Origin of the sequence: Shinella curvata (assembly GCF_022899935.1) — a bacterium.
Taxonomy (GTDB): domain Bacteria; phylum Pseudomonadota; class Alphaproteobacteria; order Rhizobiales; family Rhizobiaceae; genus Shinella; species Shinella curvata.
Map to the genome: position 1 here is coordinate 98640 of NZ_JALJCJ010000010.1, position 17299 is coordinate 115938.

The following is a 17299-nucleotide window of genomic DNA, read 5'->3' on the forward strand; positions in this document are numbered from 1 at the left end:
GGAGGTCTGGCGCGCTCTGGTCCCACCTACTCACCGGAAAATCTTGCACTTCAGTATTCAAGCGACCGTCGAAACACTAAGATACAGCTACTGCGCGAGTCGATGCCACCCGCGAGAATAGGCATGGTATGAAGTTGGGGTGAATAATGAATACGGTGCTTCCAAAACGGATGGTCTCGAAAAGCAAGTTCTCTATGTTCATGCGGACGCTCTGCGACCGTGAGCTTTACCTCTCGCTATTTTCGAACAACCCGTCGTCCTTGGACGCAGCTGGGATTCCGGTGCCTCTTAAGTCGCGGCCTGGCGTGCAACTGATCACAAACTCGGGCCGGGAATTTGAATACGAGCAGTTTGATTTGCTCCTCAATGCCGTCCCGGCACATGTCGTCCACAAAAGCGCAGGGCGTACGGGGATCGATCTCAATGAAGCATTGGCGAAGGCGACGTACCCTTCGCTTATCCTTCAGCCCGAGCTTGAACCTGAAGAGTTTCGAGACGTCGCGCTGTCAGCGTTAGGCGTTTCGGCCGCATCTCTGAAGCTAATCCCACAACTGTCTGGGCTTCGACCCGACATATTGTTCGTAGATACTCGGCAAGACACGGACTACGAGATTTTGCCGGACGGATCGCGGCTGCTCGTTGCGGTCGATGACCCTCGGAGGCCTCTCAGCGTTATCGATCTCAAGAACATCACAGAAGCTAACGCGAGCTATTCAGCCGAGGTCTGCTTGTATGCCATCTTCCTGGCGAACTGGTTACATTCGAAGGGCTCAGCTTTCAAAGACCGCTACTTCATCTCTGACCGCATATTCCTATGGCGGCACACGGAGATGCCGGCCTTCACCGAGGTTATGAAGAAGAAGGACGGAGGCGAGGTGACGGCTCGGCTCCAGGCGCTCCGGAACGATCTTGAAGACGGACTTGTGAACTACCTCGTCTATATGCCGAGCGTCCGAAAGTTCTTCGTTGAGGACCTCCCTCGTGTTGTTGCGACCGGCGATGGCCAGGGATGGGCTGCCCTCGACTATCATGTGAACCCGAAGTGTGGAGCCTGCGATTGGCTCGGAAACCGATCATGGCTGTCGCCGGACGATCACGTGTTTTTCGATAAGAACCCGACCAATTATTGCTTTCAGGGCGCCGAGTCTTCGGATCACCTTTGCAAGATGCCAACTCTGAGTAAGGGAGCGACTCGTGTTCTAAAGGACGGCGGTCACCCGCAGGTTGGGAAGCTCGTCGGTATCCAATCCAATGCGGCCGTTCTCCGCGGCCACACTCTCCTCAAAAAAGATCGTGATCAAATCGGCTCGCGCGCCGAGTCCATTGCGACCGGCAATGTAACGGTCGATCAGGCATCCAAGGTCGGTGGCCTGGCCAAGTATCTTGGCGCGGAGTTCGACATCGTTGTGAATTTTGATCCTGGGTCTGGCTTCCTGACAGGCGTCGCCCTTCGAGGGACCCTGTTTGCTCCCTTTGGGCATAAATTTCAGAAGGCGGATGGGGAGGCCCAATCCATCCGCCCCCTTGGCGAGGCCGCATTCGTAGTCTCGAAAGACAATGTCGTGGCCGAATGGGCTGCGCTCAACTCGTTTATTGAACGCCTCGCGATGTGGATCGACGACGCAAAGAAGGTTTTCGACGACCACGGCATGGGGACGCTGAGGACCCAAATCTGTTTCTGGGAGCTTCGGCAATATACGGAGCTCTGCAATGCTTTTGGCCGTCACCTGTTGGACATTCTTCAGTTGTCCGGTCGGTCGCAGCGAGCGCTGGCTTGGATCTTCCCTGCGGAAGAGTTGATGGAGAAGGCAGAACAAATCTGTCCCAACATTGTCTTCATCAAGGACATCGTGACCGCTTCTGTCCGGCTGCCTCAACGCTTCGCAGTTACGCTTCTTGGGACTGCGGAGGCGTATCACCACGACCGCCTCACGCCACGAAAGATCGACAGCTACTATGTAGAGCCGCTCGGAAATGGCATTCCTCGGGAGCGCATCTTCGAAATTTGGAAGTCCCCGACGGGAACCGTCCGAATGTTTGGAAAGCCAGTCAGCGTGTTCGAGGCGGTCGAACGCTACGGTGCTGCCCTCAAGGCCCACACTTGGGCGATGTCGAGCATCGCGGCACGTTTGCGAATGGACCTGAAGAATTGCATCTCAGGGAACGCTCCAGAGCTCTCGATGTCGATCCCGTCTGGCCTAGCTGGCGTCGCGTATGACTCGAAGCTCTGGGAGAGGTGGGCAAGCGTGTCAGCGGCGGTCGGCAAGACCGAAGGGCTGCACACCCTTATCGCGCGCCCAGAGTGGCTTGAGGCCGCCTACCAGGCGGTGATCCTCGAGGCGGTGACAAGGAACCTTGGCGGCAATCGCTACGAGTTCGCTGTTAGCGCAGATTCGACCGAGGCGAAGATCGAAGAAGGTGATTTCTGCACGGTCGGCATCGTCAGCCATCCAGGCTTCCCACTTAAGAATGCAAAGACGCTTGGGGTCGGGCTGGACGATTACACGCCGATGCATCGGGTCATCTCGGTGAAGGTCGAAAACTTTGACCGGGCAGCGGCGCGGATCACCGTTAGATTGGAGCCATCCTGGGGAAAGGTCGCGCCGGCGTTTCAAGCCGTCATGGCCAGCGGTTTGGTCCCGATCGGGAGTGAGCCGATCTACCTCCTGCCGACCATGCCATTTGATGACTACGACCAAACCAGAGAAGTGCTCATCGAAATTGGCGATCCGAGCGTAGCCAGGCCGTCGGCGGAAGCGAAGCTCGCGATGGGGCATAGCGCGGCAAAGAAGATTCCAAAGGGTACGGGCGCCGTCTCGCCGGTAGCGCGCATCTTGTGGGAAGGGGATGCGGTCGCGAAAACTCTCGTGCGCACGGGTGAACAAGTTGAGAAGCTCGCCGGCTTCGCAACAACCGCTAACGCTTATCCGCTCAACAAAAGCCAGGTGGATGCCGTCCGCATCTGCGGCCAACGACAGCTTTCGATCATCTGGGGCCCGCCTGGGACAGGCAAGACAGACACTCTCGTGGCCATGCTGCACGCGATGGTCCGCGAGGGATCTCCGCGCAAAATACTGATCACCGGCCCGAATTACCGTACTGTCGAAGAGCTTTCCGGCCGACTGCTGAGGAATCTAGAGGCGGACGGGGCCGCGGAAGGAGACTTCTTTTGGCTGTACTCCAAGAGCCGCACGCCGAAGGACGTTTCGAGCTCCAACCCTAACATCGTAGCCAAGGCAGGGACGTTGGATTTCGGGGGCGGACTCGACGACATTCAAACAAGCATCAGCGATCCTCATCGCACAACGATCATCTCTACGACCGCTCATATGGTGCTGCGGCTCACAAAAGCGGTCGGTCAGAGCGGCTCAGCGCTGGACGAGGTGTTCGATGTGATCGTGCTTGACGAGAGTTCCCAAATCCCGATGACTCTGGCGATCAAGCCGCTCGCGGCGCTGAAGTCCAACGCTCAGGTGATTGTCGCCGGAGACCACAAGCAAATGCCGCCGATCCAGAACCTCGACCCGCCGAAGGGGGCCGAATACCTTGTCGACAGCATCCAGACCTATCTCATCAAGAGGTTTGGCATCGCCCAGCAGCCCCTATTAGTGAACTATCGTTCCAACCAAGATCTGGTCGATTATGCCCGCTCGCTCGGCTATCCTGCGCAACTAGTAGCTGGCACGCCAAAGAAGGACCTTTCAGTCATCACTCCCCTCGGTGAGGTGGTGAAAAAGCTGCCTGCAGCCTTACCGCAATCCGAGGCGTACGCCGAACTTCTCCGTCCGGAACGCCGAGTTACGGCGCTCATCCATGATGATCCGACATCATCTCAAGCGAACGACCTGGAAGCTGGCCTGGTGGCAGGATTGGCCTTTATTGCGCGGCACGCAATGGCCAAAGATCTCGATACGGGCGGTGGGACTAGCGGCGAAGCGTTCACCGACGAGACCTTCTTCGAATCCGGGATCGGTATCGTCACGCCACACAAGGCGCAGAAGGCCCTTGTCGTCCGCAAACTCACAGAGCTCTTCCCGTCAGCTGATCCGGAATTGGTGTTCAGCGCGGTCGACACTGTGGAGCGCTTTCAGGGCGGCGAGCGCAATCTCATCATCGTGTCGTACGGTGTAGGCGACACGGACATCATAGAGGGAGAGGAGCAGTTCCTACTCCAACTTGAACGGACCAACGTTGCGGTGTCGCGGGCCAAGGCAAAGTGTATTGTGCTGATGCCGAAGTCGCTCGCCTACCATCTGCCAACCGATCAGAAGGCCGCAGAGACCTCGGTCGCGCTCAAGTCATATCTGGAAGAATTCTGCGGCCATCGCTTGGCCGTTAATATTCATGATGGTGCGGGGGCCTTGCGAGCTGCGGAGATACGCTGGCACTAGGCCCGGATGGCGTGGAAGTCGAACTCTTTGGCGGGCTCTGAATCGCGGCCCATTTGGTCTGCCTGCCGTTTGCCGGCGTCCGCCGTTTTGGCATTCCTGACGGAGATCAGCTTCCAGCCGCCCGCTTCCTCGAGAGAGGCCTTAAGAATGTGGCGAGGCTCGCTCTTCACGGACGGAATAGCCCCAAACCTGACATAGAGGTGGGCCTGGTCCTCAGAGGCCTTCAGGACGTTCCTCCACACCTTGGCGAGATCGGCGATGAATGCGTCCGGACCTGCGTGGCTCATCTGCTGGCTATTGCCATAGTCGATCTCCGCCGGCCCTCCCAGGAACCAGTTCCGGAGCCACTGGTCTTCAACATAAGTCGTCATGCCGTAGTAAGGTGGCGACGTGACCGTCACGGTCGCATTTCGCACCCGGCGATATGAAGCAGCCAAGCGTGCATCTCCGCACTTGATGTCAGTTAGGCGCCCAGGGGATGGCGTATCCAGATCGTGTATGCGCGTCAGCTTCTTCTCAAGCACCTTGAGGACGGAAACGACGGGAGGTTTCATGTTCCGATCTCGCCAGAAGCGAACAGAGTAGTCTGGCTTAGATGCAAAGGTCCGAGGCATCTGATTTGAGAAGTAGCTCGCGTTCCCGCTCACGTTCATCGGACCGTGTAGGCAACCGAGCGCCGCCGCGCGGAGGATCGCAGCAGCGCTGGTTCGGGGCGCTCTGAGAAGTCCCTCGCGAAGGGCACAGACCTCCAGCAGAGTTGACGGGGCAAATCCTCGCTGGAAGAATTCAGTATCTGGAACGTCACTAGGCTTTGTCGCCAGGAGCTTTCCTGCGAGTTCCAGAACAGCGTCAGATTTCGCACTCGCCACTTTTGCCTGAGCAATCGATGCTGCGATTGAAGATGTATCCAGCCCGTATGATCTGAGGTCGAACTTGCGCGCGGCATAGATAGTCGTTCCGCGTCCGCAAAACGGGTCAAGTATGACTGGGTTGTTGCGACGATATTTTCTTAAAATTCCAATCGGGTACTCGAGCGGGAACATCGTGTAATAGGGGCAGATGGCGTTGAACGCGTAGTCCTTATTATATGCGAGCGCTGACTTCATCTTACCCCAACCGATCGGGTTGCAGATTAGACGAAGGAGTCCTGACTTTGAAGACCCTTTCGCGCCGAAACGCTAGAAGTCTTCCGTATTTTGACAATGGGAATAGCCTGAGCAAGACCAGAATTTGACATTCGTCGTGTGGTTCTGGCGGATTTTCATCGAGCGGCCGCAGGCCGGGCAGACCTTGCACGCAAATAAGCGCAAGATCCTTTGCTAGCGTCACGACCCTGACTTCGCCAGCGTCGCTGGCGGCGAGCGTCCGCACGCATCGTTAGTCGTTACACTCGTAGCAACTTTGTCGTTGTGCTGCCGCGACAATGCCCGGCATCGCCGTATACAACTTCCAAGATCAGGGGAATCCGTTTGAGAAATTTCGGTCGATCAGGCCTTTGATGCGCATCGATAGCGATTCCCAGCTTAGGCAGCCCGCCCGCTAGACCCCGGCCACGATCTTCGCGACCTTCACTGCGTAGCGGTCGGTCATTCCAGACACGTAATCCGCAAGCGCATGGAGGGCTGTGTATTCGTCTTTAACGTCGCGTAAATCGAGATTGGCCGCCCGGCGAAGTTGCTCGTGGTAACCGTCGAGCCCGGCCAGTTCCCAATTCCCAGCGCGCAACTGCTCGAAGACGCCGATTAGTCCATCAAGCACCCGGTGCACGACGTTCCTGCCGAAGACCTCCAGCTCCGTCTTGCGGGGAGAGGTGAACAGGCGCTGCTTGGAGAGCTTCTCAATCGCGGCGAATTCCCCACTTCGAGCCGACACCTCGATAAGCGATCCCGAGAAAGAGCCCGACATGATCGCTACATAGTTTTCCTTGAAGGCCGCGACACAGGCATCAATGGCCGAGCCGATCGCGCGAGCTCGGGCATAGGCGATGATCTCGTCGGTCGTCCGGTCTGCTAGATCGACGTTGGGGATGCCGGCGAGCGACTGAAGATGCTTCAGGACGACGTGCTCGGTGAAGTCGCCGGACGCATAGGCGTCCTCGAGATCGAGGATGTTGTAGCAGATGTCGTCGGCGGCCTCGACGAGGAAGACAAGCGGGTGGCGGCGCCACCAGCGATCGGCGCCGATGGTTTCCACAGGCAACCCCACCGCTTCGGCGACCTGGGCGAACAGCTCGGCATCGCTCTCGAAAACGCCGAATTTCTTGAGCCCGCGATACGATTGCGTTGCGCTCGCGCGGACCTTGGCAGTCACCGGATACTTCGCGAAGGCCCCTAACACGCCCATCGAGAGCCGCATGCCGCCCTCGTTCCGGTACATCTCGAGCCTGCTGATGATCCTGAAGCCCTGCGCGTTCCCCTCGAAATCCTCGAATTCTAACCGAAGCGGCGCCTCGATCGCGCGGAACAGTTCGGACGAACCGCCGAAGCGCTCCGCGAACCAGCTTCCGATCGCCGCCTCTCCTGAGTGCCCAAAGGGCGGGTTCCCTATGTCGTGTGCAAGGCAAGCGGCCTGGGTCATCCCGGCGACGACGTGTTTCTCGCCGGCGCCGAGGCCGTGCTCCTTCTCGAGCCAGTCGCCGACGGCAATGCCCAGGGAGCGGCCGACGCTCGCCGTCTCTACGCTGTGGATCAGTCGATGGTGTAGGTGGTCGTTTTCGTACAGGGGATGGACTTGCGTCTTGTTGGCAAGGCGACGGAAGGGAGCAGAAAATGTAATTCGGTCCGCGTCTTGAATGAACGTCGGTCGATCAGGCTTCTCAACGTAGTTCGTGTCGCACAAACGCCTGCGGTCGAGGAGGCTTTGCCAATCCACGTGATTTCTCCAACTATCTGTACGCCACAACTGCCATGTTAGTAGCTGGCGAGGACAATTGTGTAAACCGCGGACACAGAACTAGAATCCGCCTAAGGCCCCTGCCGTATACCAGCCGAGCTGAGGGGGTATCGAACACCCGCAGTCAGTCGCGCATATCGCCAGTTACTCACGCGGGCTCCAAGGCAAAGGGTAGCCGGGCTGGGTCGGCAGCCGCTACGTCCCTGTCGAAATCGGTGCGGCCGTAGTCCCTTGGATAGTAGCTGAAACTCTTGAGCTCGAAATAGGAACTAGTATCCATAAATCGGCGAGAGAGCGAAAGGCTCGCGACCTCGGCCTCGTCAGCGTCGAAATGCTTGCTCAGGTGCATCACGGTGATGCCGGTTGCTTCGGCGCTTGTCGGGTCCACCGGCCTGGCTCCGCGTGCGATCCAGTCACTCAGTAACGGATCGGCCGTCTTGGGCGGCCCGTAGGCGATGACCGGCCCTACGGACACGCCTGCGATCGCCGAAGCGTGGTGGTCAAGCCATGCCGTCGTTTCATCGAGGGTCCGCTGTGTTTCACCTGCATAGAGCAGCACATTCGCTTTGACCCGCACGCCGTGTTCGCGGCAGGCCTCGATGAGGTCGGATGCGCGCCTGAGATACCTGTCCGGATCACGCGACTTCCCCATGGCCAAGATCTGGGACGGGGATGCTGTCTCTAGCCCAAGGTCGATGACTTTCAGCCCCGCCTGCGCCAGCGCCGCGACCGTTTCCGGTGTCATGGCGTCCACCCGGGTCTCCGTCCGCCATTCGATGCGGAGCCCCAGTCGCTGGACGGCCATAGCGAGGCGCTCGCTCCATTGACGGCTGGGCGCAAACATCGACGCCTGAAGGTAAGGGTGAATTGCAGCACCGCGGTACTGCTCCTGGACGAGAGCCATCGATGCGGCGAGGTCGTCCGGATCGCGCAGCTTCTCAAGTGGGATATCGCGCTCCTCGCAAAATACGCATTTCATGCCACAACCGCGGGAGGCCTCTACGCTCGGCTGATACCGCTCGTAGCCGTCCACGAGCAGGTGGTTTAAAGTGAACCCGGGTGTCGGCGCCGAGAGCCTGCGAAGGTCGGGGGTCACGCTCAGAAGGCTTTCGACGATGGGCTCGCCAAGCCCCTCGACGAGAATGTCGGCTTCCGGCAGCTTGGTCCGCAACCACGTAACATCGGGCCCGACCACCCACCGGCCTCCAACAACGATGGGACAGTCGGGATCCGCCTTCTTTGCGAGGGCGCAGAAGGCCTTGGCCCAGTCGAGGGCGTAGAAGCTCGGGATGGAGACCATCAGTGGAAAGGACGAGGGCATCGCCCCCGTTGCCACGAGTCGCTGGATCGCCACCTCTGGCGTGTCATGCTCCCCATGAACTAGAAGCGTGTCATAGCCCTTGAGTTGCAACATGGTTGCCAGCGACAAGGCGCCGTAGTTGAGATAGAGCTGTCTACGAGCGAGTGAGTGGTCGCGCTTTTTCGGGGCAGTCATGCCTGCAGAAACAAAGACTACAACATTTGATCGAGCCATAAACTACCTTCCTGCGCCGCGGGCCTATAATGTAGGAGTTCAACTTGCCGTTTGTAAGTATTGAGGGAATCGACGGAAGTGGAAAATCCGTGCAGGTCAAACGCCTTGTCGAGCGCTTGCGTGCGGAAGGCCGGAGCGTCGTGCAAACGAAGGAACCCGACGGCGGCCGGCTCGGAAAAGAAGTCCGCGCCATCCTGACCCATGGCGACCGGCAGCTTGAGCGTGTGGAGGAACTGCTGCTGATCAATGCAGCCCGATACGACCACGTCCAGAGTGTGATCCGCCCAGCCTTGGCCGGCGGGGACTGGGTCGTGTCGGATCGCTACTTCGATTCGACCTACGCGCTGCAAGTCTTCGGCGCGGCCGAGGATCTTAGACCTCTCCTCGACGCCGTTTTGCAGGCAGTTGTCGGTGACGCGCGCCCGCATGTGACTATCATACTAGATTTGCCACCAGACAGGGCTGCGGCACGCAGGACAATCCGGAAGGACGGTCTCGACGACCCCGCTGAAGACATGCGGGATTTCTTCCAGATTGCCGATGGCTTCCGTTCGGCCGCAGCGAACGATCCCGACCGCTGCCATCTAGTGAATGCTGACCGTGCCGAGGAGGAGGTGGCTGCCGACATCTGGTCGAGAATCTCCCCGCTGCTGTAGAACCGTAACGAAGGCCGCGTATGGACACCCAACTTCGCCACCTGCTCATTCAAAAACTGACCGACGCGATAACGGCCATGGGACCGGGCGCGATCTTCGAGCGGTTCGGCGTCCTACTGGTGTCCCACCTCCTGGACACGGAAATCCGCCATCGCGGCGCATCGATTTCCGGCAACCCCGTGGGCGGGGTCCTCGACGGCGTCTCGCCCGACGGAAAGATCGCGGTGGAGACATCGGTGCGCCAGGACTATTTCAGTAGGGGCCTCCGGAAACCTCGCGGAGACCTCGCCCACGTCATCAGCCTCGCACCCCACTGCGAGAAGATCTACCTTCTGGCTTCAAGGCGGGCGCCGACCGGCGCGATCGAGCAATTGGTCGAAGAGGTAAGTCAGGGAAACGCCATGGCGGGCCGTTCCCTGCAAGTTCTCGATGGCAGGGCGATCGCTGAGACGATCGTTGACCAGCTACTCGCGCAGGACCATGCGGTCGACGAGCTGTCCGTGATCCTGCCGGCGATCTCCGACATTCGCGACGAGCACGCGGCCACGCTCGCGCTTCCGGTGCTAGAAGGCAGTCACATTTCGCGCCCACTGGTACTCGCCGATATCGAGGCACTCCATTCGAAATCCCGCTGCGTCGTTATCTCCGGCATGGGAGGCATCGGCAAGTCGGAGATCGCGACAGCCTACGTAGCCGCCCACCGACCGGCATTTCAGTACACGTTATGGCTAGACGCCCGTGCCCTGAACGGTGTCGAACTGCTCGCTGCAGTGCCTCTGCGTCGAGGGGGAGCGGAACACAACCTTCTTGGACTACTTCGAAAGCACCGTTGTCTTCTCGTTCTTGACGACGCTCCGGCGAGCCTCACCGTGGAGGCGATCGAGGCTGCCTGCAGTGCCGGCAGCAGAGTATTGATCACACGACGGCAAAGGGGCGATGGCGCGTATGAGCTGCCGATGCTTGATGCGGATGCGGCGCTTACCCTACTCGGACACGCGCTGCCGGAGGGAGTGCCAAGCAAGGCGTTCGAGGCGATCTGGAACGCCGTCGGCGGCCACCCCCTCAGTCTCAGGCTACTTAATTCTTCGGCTCGGCGTGGGACTTCGTGGGAAGACATCATCCTGGATTGCGACCACATCGGACAGGTGGACGACGGCAACACGCTTCTCGCCGAGCGCGTTCTGGGTCGGCACCGAGACGTTCTCCGCGAAGAGCTTTCGGTTTTCGCGTGGGTGGGCCAATCGTCCTGCGACCGCGACTTCCTCAAGTCGCTGGTCGGCCCCGTGGGCTTAAGAAAACTGATCGGCTATGGGTTGACGGTTTCGGAGGACTGGACGTCTGTTCGCCTGCACGACATTGTTGAGGCGGCAATCAAAGCCGGAGACTGGTTGAGCGAAAGGCGCGCTCGGGAGCTCGACGACCGGTTCGAACGACATATCCTTAGCCTCATACGTAGCGATGATCACAACCTCGAATCGATGGCCGTGCAGCTAAGGCGTTTCCTGGAAAGGAAGGTGGAGAATGGCGATCGACGGACGGCTTTCATCTACGCTCTTATTTCGGCTTGGGCGGCAAGCCAAGTGAAGCCGGACGCCCTGCCGGATCCATATGAGCTCGCGCGATCGCTAGGAGATGGACGCGGCCGTGACATCGACGCCGAAATCGCCCTAGCTGTTGAGATTGTCGAGGCATTACATAGACACGAGCGCCACTATCACGGCATGGAGAGCGCTCGCCAGAAATTGCGGGGCCGGCTGGGGGTATTCGATACGCTTTTACGTATAGAGCACCTGACAGACCGCCAGACCGCGGAAATTATTCACCATCACGGAAAGGCTCGGCGGATTCTCCTCGAGCGCGAACACGCGATGGAGCTTTTCGAACACTCGCTCAAAGTCTTCCCATTGAACGAGGCGAAACTTCAATTGCTGCGCTTGTACGCTAAGGAGCGTGCCCGTGCGGAGGAGGCTGAAGCTCTTTCCTTGGACATCGTCCGACTGGCGAAGGATGGCAATGGCGTGACGTCATCCGTGCTGTTGGGACTGGCGGAAACGCTCAATTCAGTGCACGCCCCATGGGCCGAACAACTGCTGCTGAGCGAGGAGGACTTCTTTCTGGATCGCGCGTTGCGGGGCGCGTTTGCGAATGTCGCGCAGGCATACGAGGTTCTGGCGGCCTTCGCTCGGCAAAAGGCATGGAAAGACCCCGCTTCACTTCCTGATTTCCTGTCAAAGCTACCCGAACTCAGCGCAGTGATGCTCGATGACGACCGTGCCTGCGGAGCCTATGCGGAAATCATGTACCACGCGGCGACAAAAGTGTCCGTCGACGAGTATTCCTCGCGGGCGTTGCAGGCGTTCGAGGCTCTTCGCTCTCCTGATCCGTTCCAGAGCCGCCGCTGGGGCGAGACCTTGCTGGCGGTCGGCCGCCTCGAAGAAGCGGAAACGCTCCTGGCCGGAATTGTGGATGACGACGGTCGAATTTGGGTCGCCCACAGTCTGTCGCGTGCGAAGCTGGGTCTCGGGAAGCTCGATGAGGCGAAGGATTTGGTGGATGAGGCGCTGGCCGGGGCAACCGGGCGGAATCAGCAATATCGCGCCAGCTTCCTGTTGCAACGCATCAGGGTGCGTGTCGCCATCGGCGAGACGCCAGCTGACGATTTCAACGAAGCGTTGAGCCTCGCCGACAATCAGTCACTACTAGAGCAGTTGGAAATCTTGCGCAACGAGTGCGAATGGCAGCCTTCCACGGCGGGGCCCGTGCTCTAAGTTAGGCTAGAGCGCGATAAAGTCGACCGGGCCACCCATTCCCACCATCAAATCCCGGAGCCGCGGGGCCTGCGTCCGCGGCAGCGCGATCGCCAACAGGCGCTGCGCCCGCGACGCCCCCACATAGATTTTGCGTGCTTCCTCATTGTCGACCGCGGCGTCCCCCGTCAGAAAATCGACAATGCCCTTCGCGGTGCTCGGCGACATCACCACGCAGATCGCTGGAAATTCCATGCCCTTCACACTATGAATTGTCCGCGCGGCGTGGCCGGATGGGGGCGCGACCGACAATGCCTTTTCCAGGTCGCCATTGCGGCGAAGCCGCTGATTGATGGACGGGCCGCCGGCCGGCAGCAACGGCGCCAGCAGCCGACGGGCCTCATCATGCCACGCCTCGGCCGTTGCGAACCGCTCCGGACTGAACTTCAGGGCCTGCGCCAACGCGAGGGCTGCAGGGCGCCACGACTCGGGGCTGACGTCTTTATCCGCGAGATGCTGGTGATAGGTCTTTCCGCTCGTACTGCCTTCCAGTTCAAGCATGATGCGGTGAATGGCGACAAGCGCCTCTTTCCGCCCGCCAATCTCGAACGAGAAGTGAAAATCGCTCACCGCGACGGCAAGCCTGTAGCTCAGATCGCGAATTCCCGTATCCTGGGGATGTCCCAGCGCGTTCGCGCCCGTCCGTCGTGTCGCAGAAACGACAGGGCAATCCTGCGCCTGGAACCCCATCTCCCGGACGAGCTCTTGGAACTTCGCTCCGATGGTTGAGGGGACGCCTCTTCCCGAATAGGCCAAGATCTGAACTGCCTTCGGTTCGTCGCGGTGCTCCCCCAGCGCTTCGTCGATCGAAGCACGCATATTGGGTGCCCGCAACGCCACCACGCACTTCGCGATGTGGCCGCTGGATCGGAAATTTCCGTTCATGGGAAGACGCTCGGCTTCACCGAACGTCTTAGCGAACTGCGCAAGCTCGCGCGTCACGCCGCCGCGAAAGCCGTAAACCGCCTGATTCGGGTCGCAGATCACCTTCACGGGCACCCCGGCCGCCCGCAACCAGTCAATGATCTCCAGGTCGACCGGATTACAGTCCTGCGCCTCGTCAACGATGACCTCGAGGAAACGAGCCGCAAGCGCCCCTCCAAGGACAGCACCCCGCGCCGGAGCGCGCAATCTGGCGAGCGCCATGGATCGCGCATCGGTGAAATCGAGTTCGCCGCGCTCCAAGAAGCTTGCTCGCGCTTTCCGCGCAACGGTTTCATACGCCTTGATCTTCCCGCGAAAACCATGGCGCTGGATCAGCGCCGGGATTGCTGCCCCCGTCATGCGATCGAAGCACTCCAGTGGCAAGGACTGAGCCCCGGCGAACGGCTGAATGATGCGATCATCCTTATCCGGGATGAGCTTCGGCTTTGCTACGCAGCCGTCGATCCCAAAGGGTGCGATGAGGAACTGCCAGAGAAACGCATCGAAGGTCCCGATGAAATGAGGAAAAGCTGGCGTCTCGACTAGACCTTCCCGGCGCAGCCGATCATCTAGCTCCGAAACCGCCGCAACGGTGAAGGACAGGAAGGCGATAGCGCGAGTCGGGGCCCCTCCGTTTAGAAGCTTGCGCGCTCGCTCCACGATGACGCGGGTCTTGCCCGCACCTGGACACGCCGCAATGAAGGCAGAACCGGGATGCTCGATCACGCGTTTCTGCTCATCAGTCGGCTTGAATGGCGCCGCGATCATTTTACGAGCGCCTCGATCGCCGTCTTCAAATAGCCCGGTACTGTGAAGGCCGCGCCGATATTGATCTCCTCAGCGACTAGCTGGGCAAAATCACCTTTGCGCGTCGTTTCGAACAGTTTTTGGATTTCTACCGCCTGTGCTGCGCCGGCCTGCCCGACAGCAGCGTCCCACTTGTCAGCGGAGCGCGGGTGAAGCTTGACATAGGCCCCCTTGAGGAGAGCCCCGTTCCCTGCTCGCACCAATTCCGTCTCGAGCGAATAGTCGTTGATGACGACCTCAAGGAGATCACTCGCGCCGAGTTTTCCGGCGACCGCCTGCAGATCGCGCTTGCGTCCGGCGCCCGGCGTCATCGCCCCTTCCGCAACCTCGCCGCCGTCGCCATCTGTCAAGACGACAAGCCGATCCGCGATCCGCACCTCATTGTAGGGTGAGAGGAGCAACTTGGCGTAAGGCTCAAAGTCGACGCCATCGATCGGAACGAAGACCGCCGACCGAAACAGGCGGAGCTTTTCCGGTTCGGCCTTTAGGACGACCTTCTTCGCGATGACCGGAAGGAGAAGCGCTTCAGCGATCCCCTCGACAAGGAGCACGCGACCACCGAACAGGAGCGCCGATTTGGTCACGTCGAGATAGCGATCGACCTTGCGACGCTCGACCGGATCGAGCTCCAACGCCGTGAGCGGAATGCAGCGCGTTTCCAGCCTCGGCCTGCCCTCCGGCATCACGGGATTGGGCTCGATTTCCGGCATGATCTCGGCGGGTACGCCGGCGAGCGCATGCGGCGCTGATTCCGCAACAGCCGCCTCGGCCACAGCGGGCGCGGGAAGGAAAGACCGGAAGAAGACGAGCTTCTTGCTTTCGACCCACGCCGAGAGGTTCGGCGAATGGGTCGCGACGACCACCTGCAGTTCGCCTGCGGGGCCTTGGTTATCGGCGCGCGGTTTCCGCGATTTCTCGGCCTGCTCGTCAAGAAAGCTGAGCACAGCCGCCTGGAGCTGGGGGTGAAGATGGGCTTCGGGTTCCTCGACTAGGAAGAGCGTCAGATCAGCGTCGTTGACCTTTTCGAGCTCAACTGCGATCGTCGCCATATAGAGCAAGTTCGCGTAGCCGTGGCCGGAATAGCGGAGGTCTTCCGGTTCAATGCCGTGATCGGAGAGCTTGAAACGAAGGTCACGCGCGATATCGATGAGCTTCTCATCATTCGCGAAACCGATAGACGCAGCCTGGCGGCGGACGCCGGCCGTCAGTGCACTCAATCCGACTTCGACGGCACCACCGACTCTGCCGAGGATTTCAGATTCCACGCCGCGTCGAAGCGCCTTGGCCAAGGCTTCCGGTTTTTCCCCTTCTAGAAAGTGGTTGAGGAGTGCGTAGATGCGGGTCGGATTGCCCGATGCCAGCGCCCGCTTTGCGTCGCGCAATGGCGGCAAATAGACATGCCGGACCATCTCATGACATCCCGGTTCCGGGTTGCCTTGCTGGTGCCCGCCCCATAAGACGGGACGCGCGGGGAAGCGGCCCGTGGTCTCATCGTACTTGAGACCGAACACGCAACCAGAGATCGCGGCGTCGGTCGCGGCTGAAATCATCCGGCCTTGCTGCGCCGGATTTAGCTCGGTGAAGGTCGCGGTCAGCTCGAACTTCCTCTCGTCGCTTCCAAAGCGGATGTCCGTTGCTTCACAATAGAGTTCGCGGCGCCCACCAAGTGGGGCCGTCAAAAGCCGTATCGCATCAATTGCGTTGCTTTTCCCGCCATTATTCTCTCCAACAAGGATCGTTAGATCCTCGCAAAGTGGAATCTCGGACCGACTAAAAGAACGAAAGTTATTGAGACTAAGATTTTGGAGATACATGCCCCCTCCGGTCTAGCGCGTATCACCGGACGCGCGAATCTATATTCTATTTGAGCAAAGGAAGAGGCGGTCGCCAATAGCACTCTGACTCTGAGCTGGCAGCAAGGACGTCGCCAGACGAGTAGCTTCGAAATTGAGGCGGATCTCGCCCGGTGGGTTGACTGGCGGAAGGTGGTTGCGAGCCCCAGTTCGCGGTGCTGATGGCAACAGGATCTTGATCTGAGGCTTGCAACGTCGCGACGAGTTGCGGTTCCCCTTTTCCGCTTAGTCCGGGTCAGAAGAGGGAGCCGGTGACTATGGTCCGGTGACTGAAACGGCGGCGAAGCGCGTACCTTGCAATGCTGCGCTGGTCGCGCCCTTATTGCCGCCCGGAGCGACATGAATGCCGGTCAACTGCAGATCACAAAAATCATTTGGCTGGTCGATCGGGACCGGCCAGTAGTCGGATGCCCCATCGTTTCGGGTGAGGTCAATACCCCCGGGATATCGTTTGACGAGAAGGCGGACCTCGTCTTCCCTTGCAACGGTCCAGTCCAGATAGAACCCGCCGGCGCGAGAAATCGCCCAGGGATTGAACGGCGGCTCTCCTGCGGCTCGCAACGCATCGTTTATTTCTTGCAGGAGGGTCATCGACCCGCTGGTTTCGTAGTAGATCGGCCGAAGCGCGGCGGCGGGCTTGGGTGTAACTTTGAGTTCGAGACGTACTCCGGTGCCTCCGCCAAATGCTCCCCACATCAGCAGTGGATCCTTTGGAGGAATCCGCGTCAGGGAAGCATAAAATAGGTCATCCGATAGGGCCTTATAGAACTCTTCACCCTGTGACGGGTCTAGATAACCGTCAAGTATGTGTGCCTTTGCAAATGCCTCAAGCTCTCCACCCTGGCCAAGCCGGTTGCGGACTGGATAGAGCCGAAGCTCGCCCGATGAGACAATCCCCTGAAATCCGCTGAACCCGGTATAGTGGTAGACCGTGCTCGGAGCGGGTTCATGGGGAAACATGAAATCCAGTACGGTTGCCGAAAGGCGGGCAGGTTGGGACGTGAGTTCGATGATCACCTTCTCGCACAGGTGAAAGTCCATGCGGTTCATGGCCGGCACAATTCCATGACGGGCGAGAACGCGGCGGAAAATATCGACGATATTGTCGCGTCGAGCCATCTCATCAAGAATCGCTGCTGCACTCATATCACGTCCTTCTGACGCCTCCAGGTTAGCGCGGATCTGCCGCGCTTAGCAATGAAACCTCAACGACCATTGCATCAAGGACCTGATTGAGCTTGGAGAGATCATACTTCCCGGACACTAATTCGTGAGCATCATGCTTCATGAAATGGCGGTCATACGATTCCTTGTGTTCCAAGGCACCGTGCCACAATGCTATCTCGCGCTTGAAATTGTGACCTGCCACTGAGAATTTCCTCCAGAATGGATTAGAGTCTGGCCTATTGAGGACGGACTTATGAAGAAGCAGCGA

At 59.4% G+C, this 17299-nt stretch carries 10 protein-coding genes; 3 read left to right on the plus strand and 7 right to left on the minus strand.

Features of this window, described 5'->3' with window-relative positions:
- Positions 1 to 146: 146 nt before the first annotated feature.
- The gene (locus MUU55_RS27600) at positions 147 to 4391 is read left to right on the plus strand and encodes a DEAD/DEAH box helicase (RefSeq protein WP_244763975.1); all 4245 of its coding nucleotides are present in this window, start codon (positions 147 to 149) and stop codon (positions 4389 to 4391) included.
- On the opposite strand, the gene MUU55_RS27605 is transcribed toward MUU55_RS27600, so the two are convergent.
- The 3 genes from MUU55_RS27605 to MUU55_RS27615 form a co-directional block, all read right to left on the minus strand.
- The gene (locus MUU55_RS27605) at positions 4388 to 5497 is read right to left on the minus strand and encodes a DNA methyltransferase (RefSeq protein WP_244763976.1); all 1110 of its coding nucleotides are present in this window, start codon (positions 5495 to 5497) and stop codon (positions 4388 to 4390) included. The genes MUU55_RS27600 and MUU55_RS27605 overlap by 4 nt on opposite strands.
- A 433-nt stretch (positions 5498 to 5930) precedes the next feature.
- Complete coding sequence (gene dgt, locus MUU55_RS27610; protein ID WP_244763977.1) at positions 5931 to 7262, minus strand: dGTP triphosphohydrolase; 1332 nt, start codon at positions 7260 to 7262, stop codon at positions 5931 to 5933.
- A gap of 169 nt (positions 7263 to 7431) precedes the next feature.
- Entirely contained in the window at positions 7432 to 8817 is a 1386-nt protein-coding gene (locus MUU55_RS27615) for a B12-binding domain-containing radical SAM protein (protein WP_244763978.1), read from the minus strand.
- A 44-nt stretch (positions 8818 to 8861) separates the two neighbouring features.
- On the opposite strand from MUU55_RS27615, the gene tmk reads away from it, so the two are divergent.
- Together tmk and MUU55_RS27625 are read left to right on the plus strand one after the other, a co-directional pair.
- The gene (gene tmk / locus MUU55_RS27620) at positions 8862 to 9473 is read left to right on the plus strand and encodes a dTMP kinase (protein ID WP_280519154.1); all 612 of its coding nucleotides are present in this window, start codon (positions 8862 to 8864) and stop codon (positions 9471 to 9473) included.
- Between the two features lie 20 nt (positions 9474 to 9493).
- Complete coding sequence (locus tag MUU55_RS27625) at positions 9494 to 12241, plus strand: NB-ARC domain-containing protein (protein WP_244763980.1); 2748 nt, start codon at positions 9494 to 9496, stop codon at positions 12239 to 12241.
- A gap of 6 nt (positions 12242 to 12247) precedes the next feature.
- On the opposite strand, the gene MUU55_RS27630 is transcribed toward MUU55_RS27625, so the two are convergent.
- The 4 genes from MUU55_RS27630 to MUU55_RS27645 all read right to left on the minus strand — a co-directional run.
- Entirely contained in the window at positions 12248 to 13972 is a 1725-nt protein-coding gene (locus MUU55_RS27630; RefSeq protein ID WP_244763981.1) for a UvrD-helicase domain-containing protein, read from the minus strand.
- Positions 13969 to 15825, minus strand: coding sequence for an ATP-dependent nuclease (locus MUU55_RS27635; protein WP_244763982.1), 1857 nt, complete (start codon positions 15823 to 15825; stop codon positions 13969 to 13971). Before MUU55_RS27635 ends, MUU55_RS27630 begins: the two co-directional genes overlap by 4 nt.
- 294 nt (positions 15826 to 16119) lie before the next feature.
- Positions 16120 to 17010, minus strand: coding sequence for a hypothetical protein (locus MUU55_RS27640; RefSeq protein WP_244763983.1), 891 nt, complete (start codon positions 17008 to 17010; stop codon positions 16120 to 16122).
- 25 nt (positions 17011 to 17035) lie between these two features.
- A partial coding sequence (locus MUU55_RS27645) for a hypothetical protein (protein ID WP_244763984.1) occupies positions 17036 to 17299 on the minus strand: 264 nt, incomplete at its 5' end.

What these genes read in the sequence shown, in the direction of transcription:
- MUU55_RS27600 (WP_244763975.1), top strand. Translation starts at nt 147, where the DNA reads ATGAATACGGTGCTTCCAAAACGGATGGTCTCGAAAAGCAAGTTCTCT.
- MUU55_RS27605 (WP_244763976.1), bottom strand. Translation starts at nt 5,497, where the DNA reads ATGAAGTCAGCGCTCGCATATAATAAGGACTACGCGTTCAACGCCATC.
- MUU55_RS27615 (WP_244763978.1), bottom strand. Translation starts at nt 8,817, where the DNA reads ATGGCTCGATCAAATGTTGTAGTCTTTGTTTCTGCAGGCATGACTGCC.
- MUU55_RS27625 (WP_244763980.1), top strand. Translation starts at nt 9,494, where the DNA reads ATGGACACCCAACTTCGCCACCTGCTCATTCAAAAACTGACCGACGCG.
- MUU55_RS27630 (WP_244763981.1), bottom strand. Translation starts at nt 13,972, where the DNA reads ATGATCGCGGCGCCATTCAAGCCGACTGATGAGCAGAAACGCGTGATC.
- MUU55_RS27635 (WP_244763982.1), bottom strand. Translation starts at nt 15,825, where the DNA reads ATGTATCTCCAAAATCTTAGTCTCAATAACTTTCGTTCTTTTAGTCGG.
- MUU55_RS27640 (WP_244763983.1), bottom strand. Translation starts at nt 17,010, where the DNA reads ATGAGTGCAGCAGCGATTCTTGATGAGATGGCTCGACGCGACAATATC.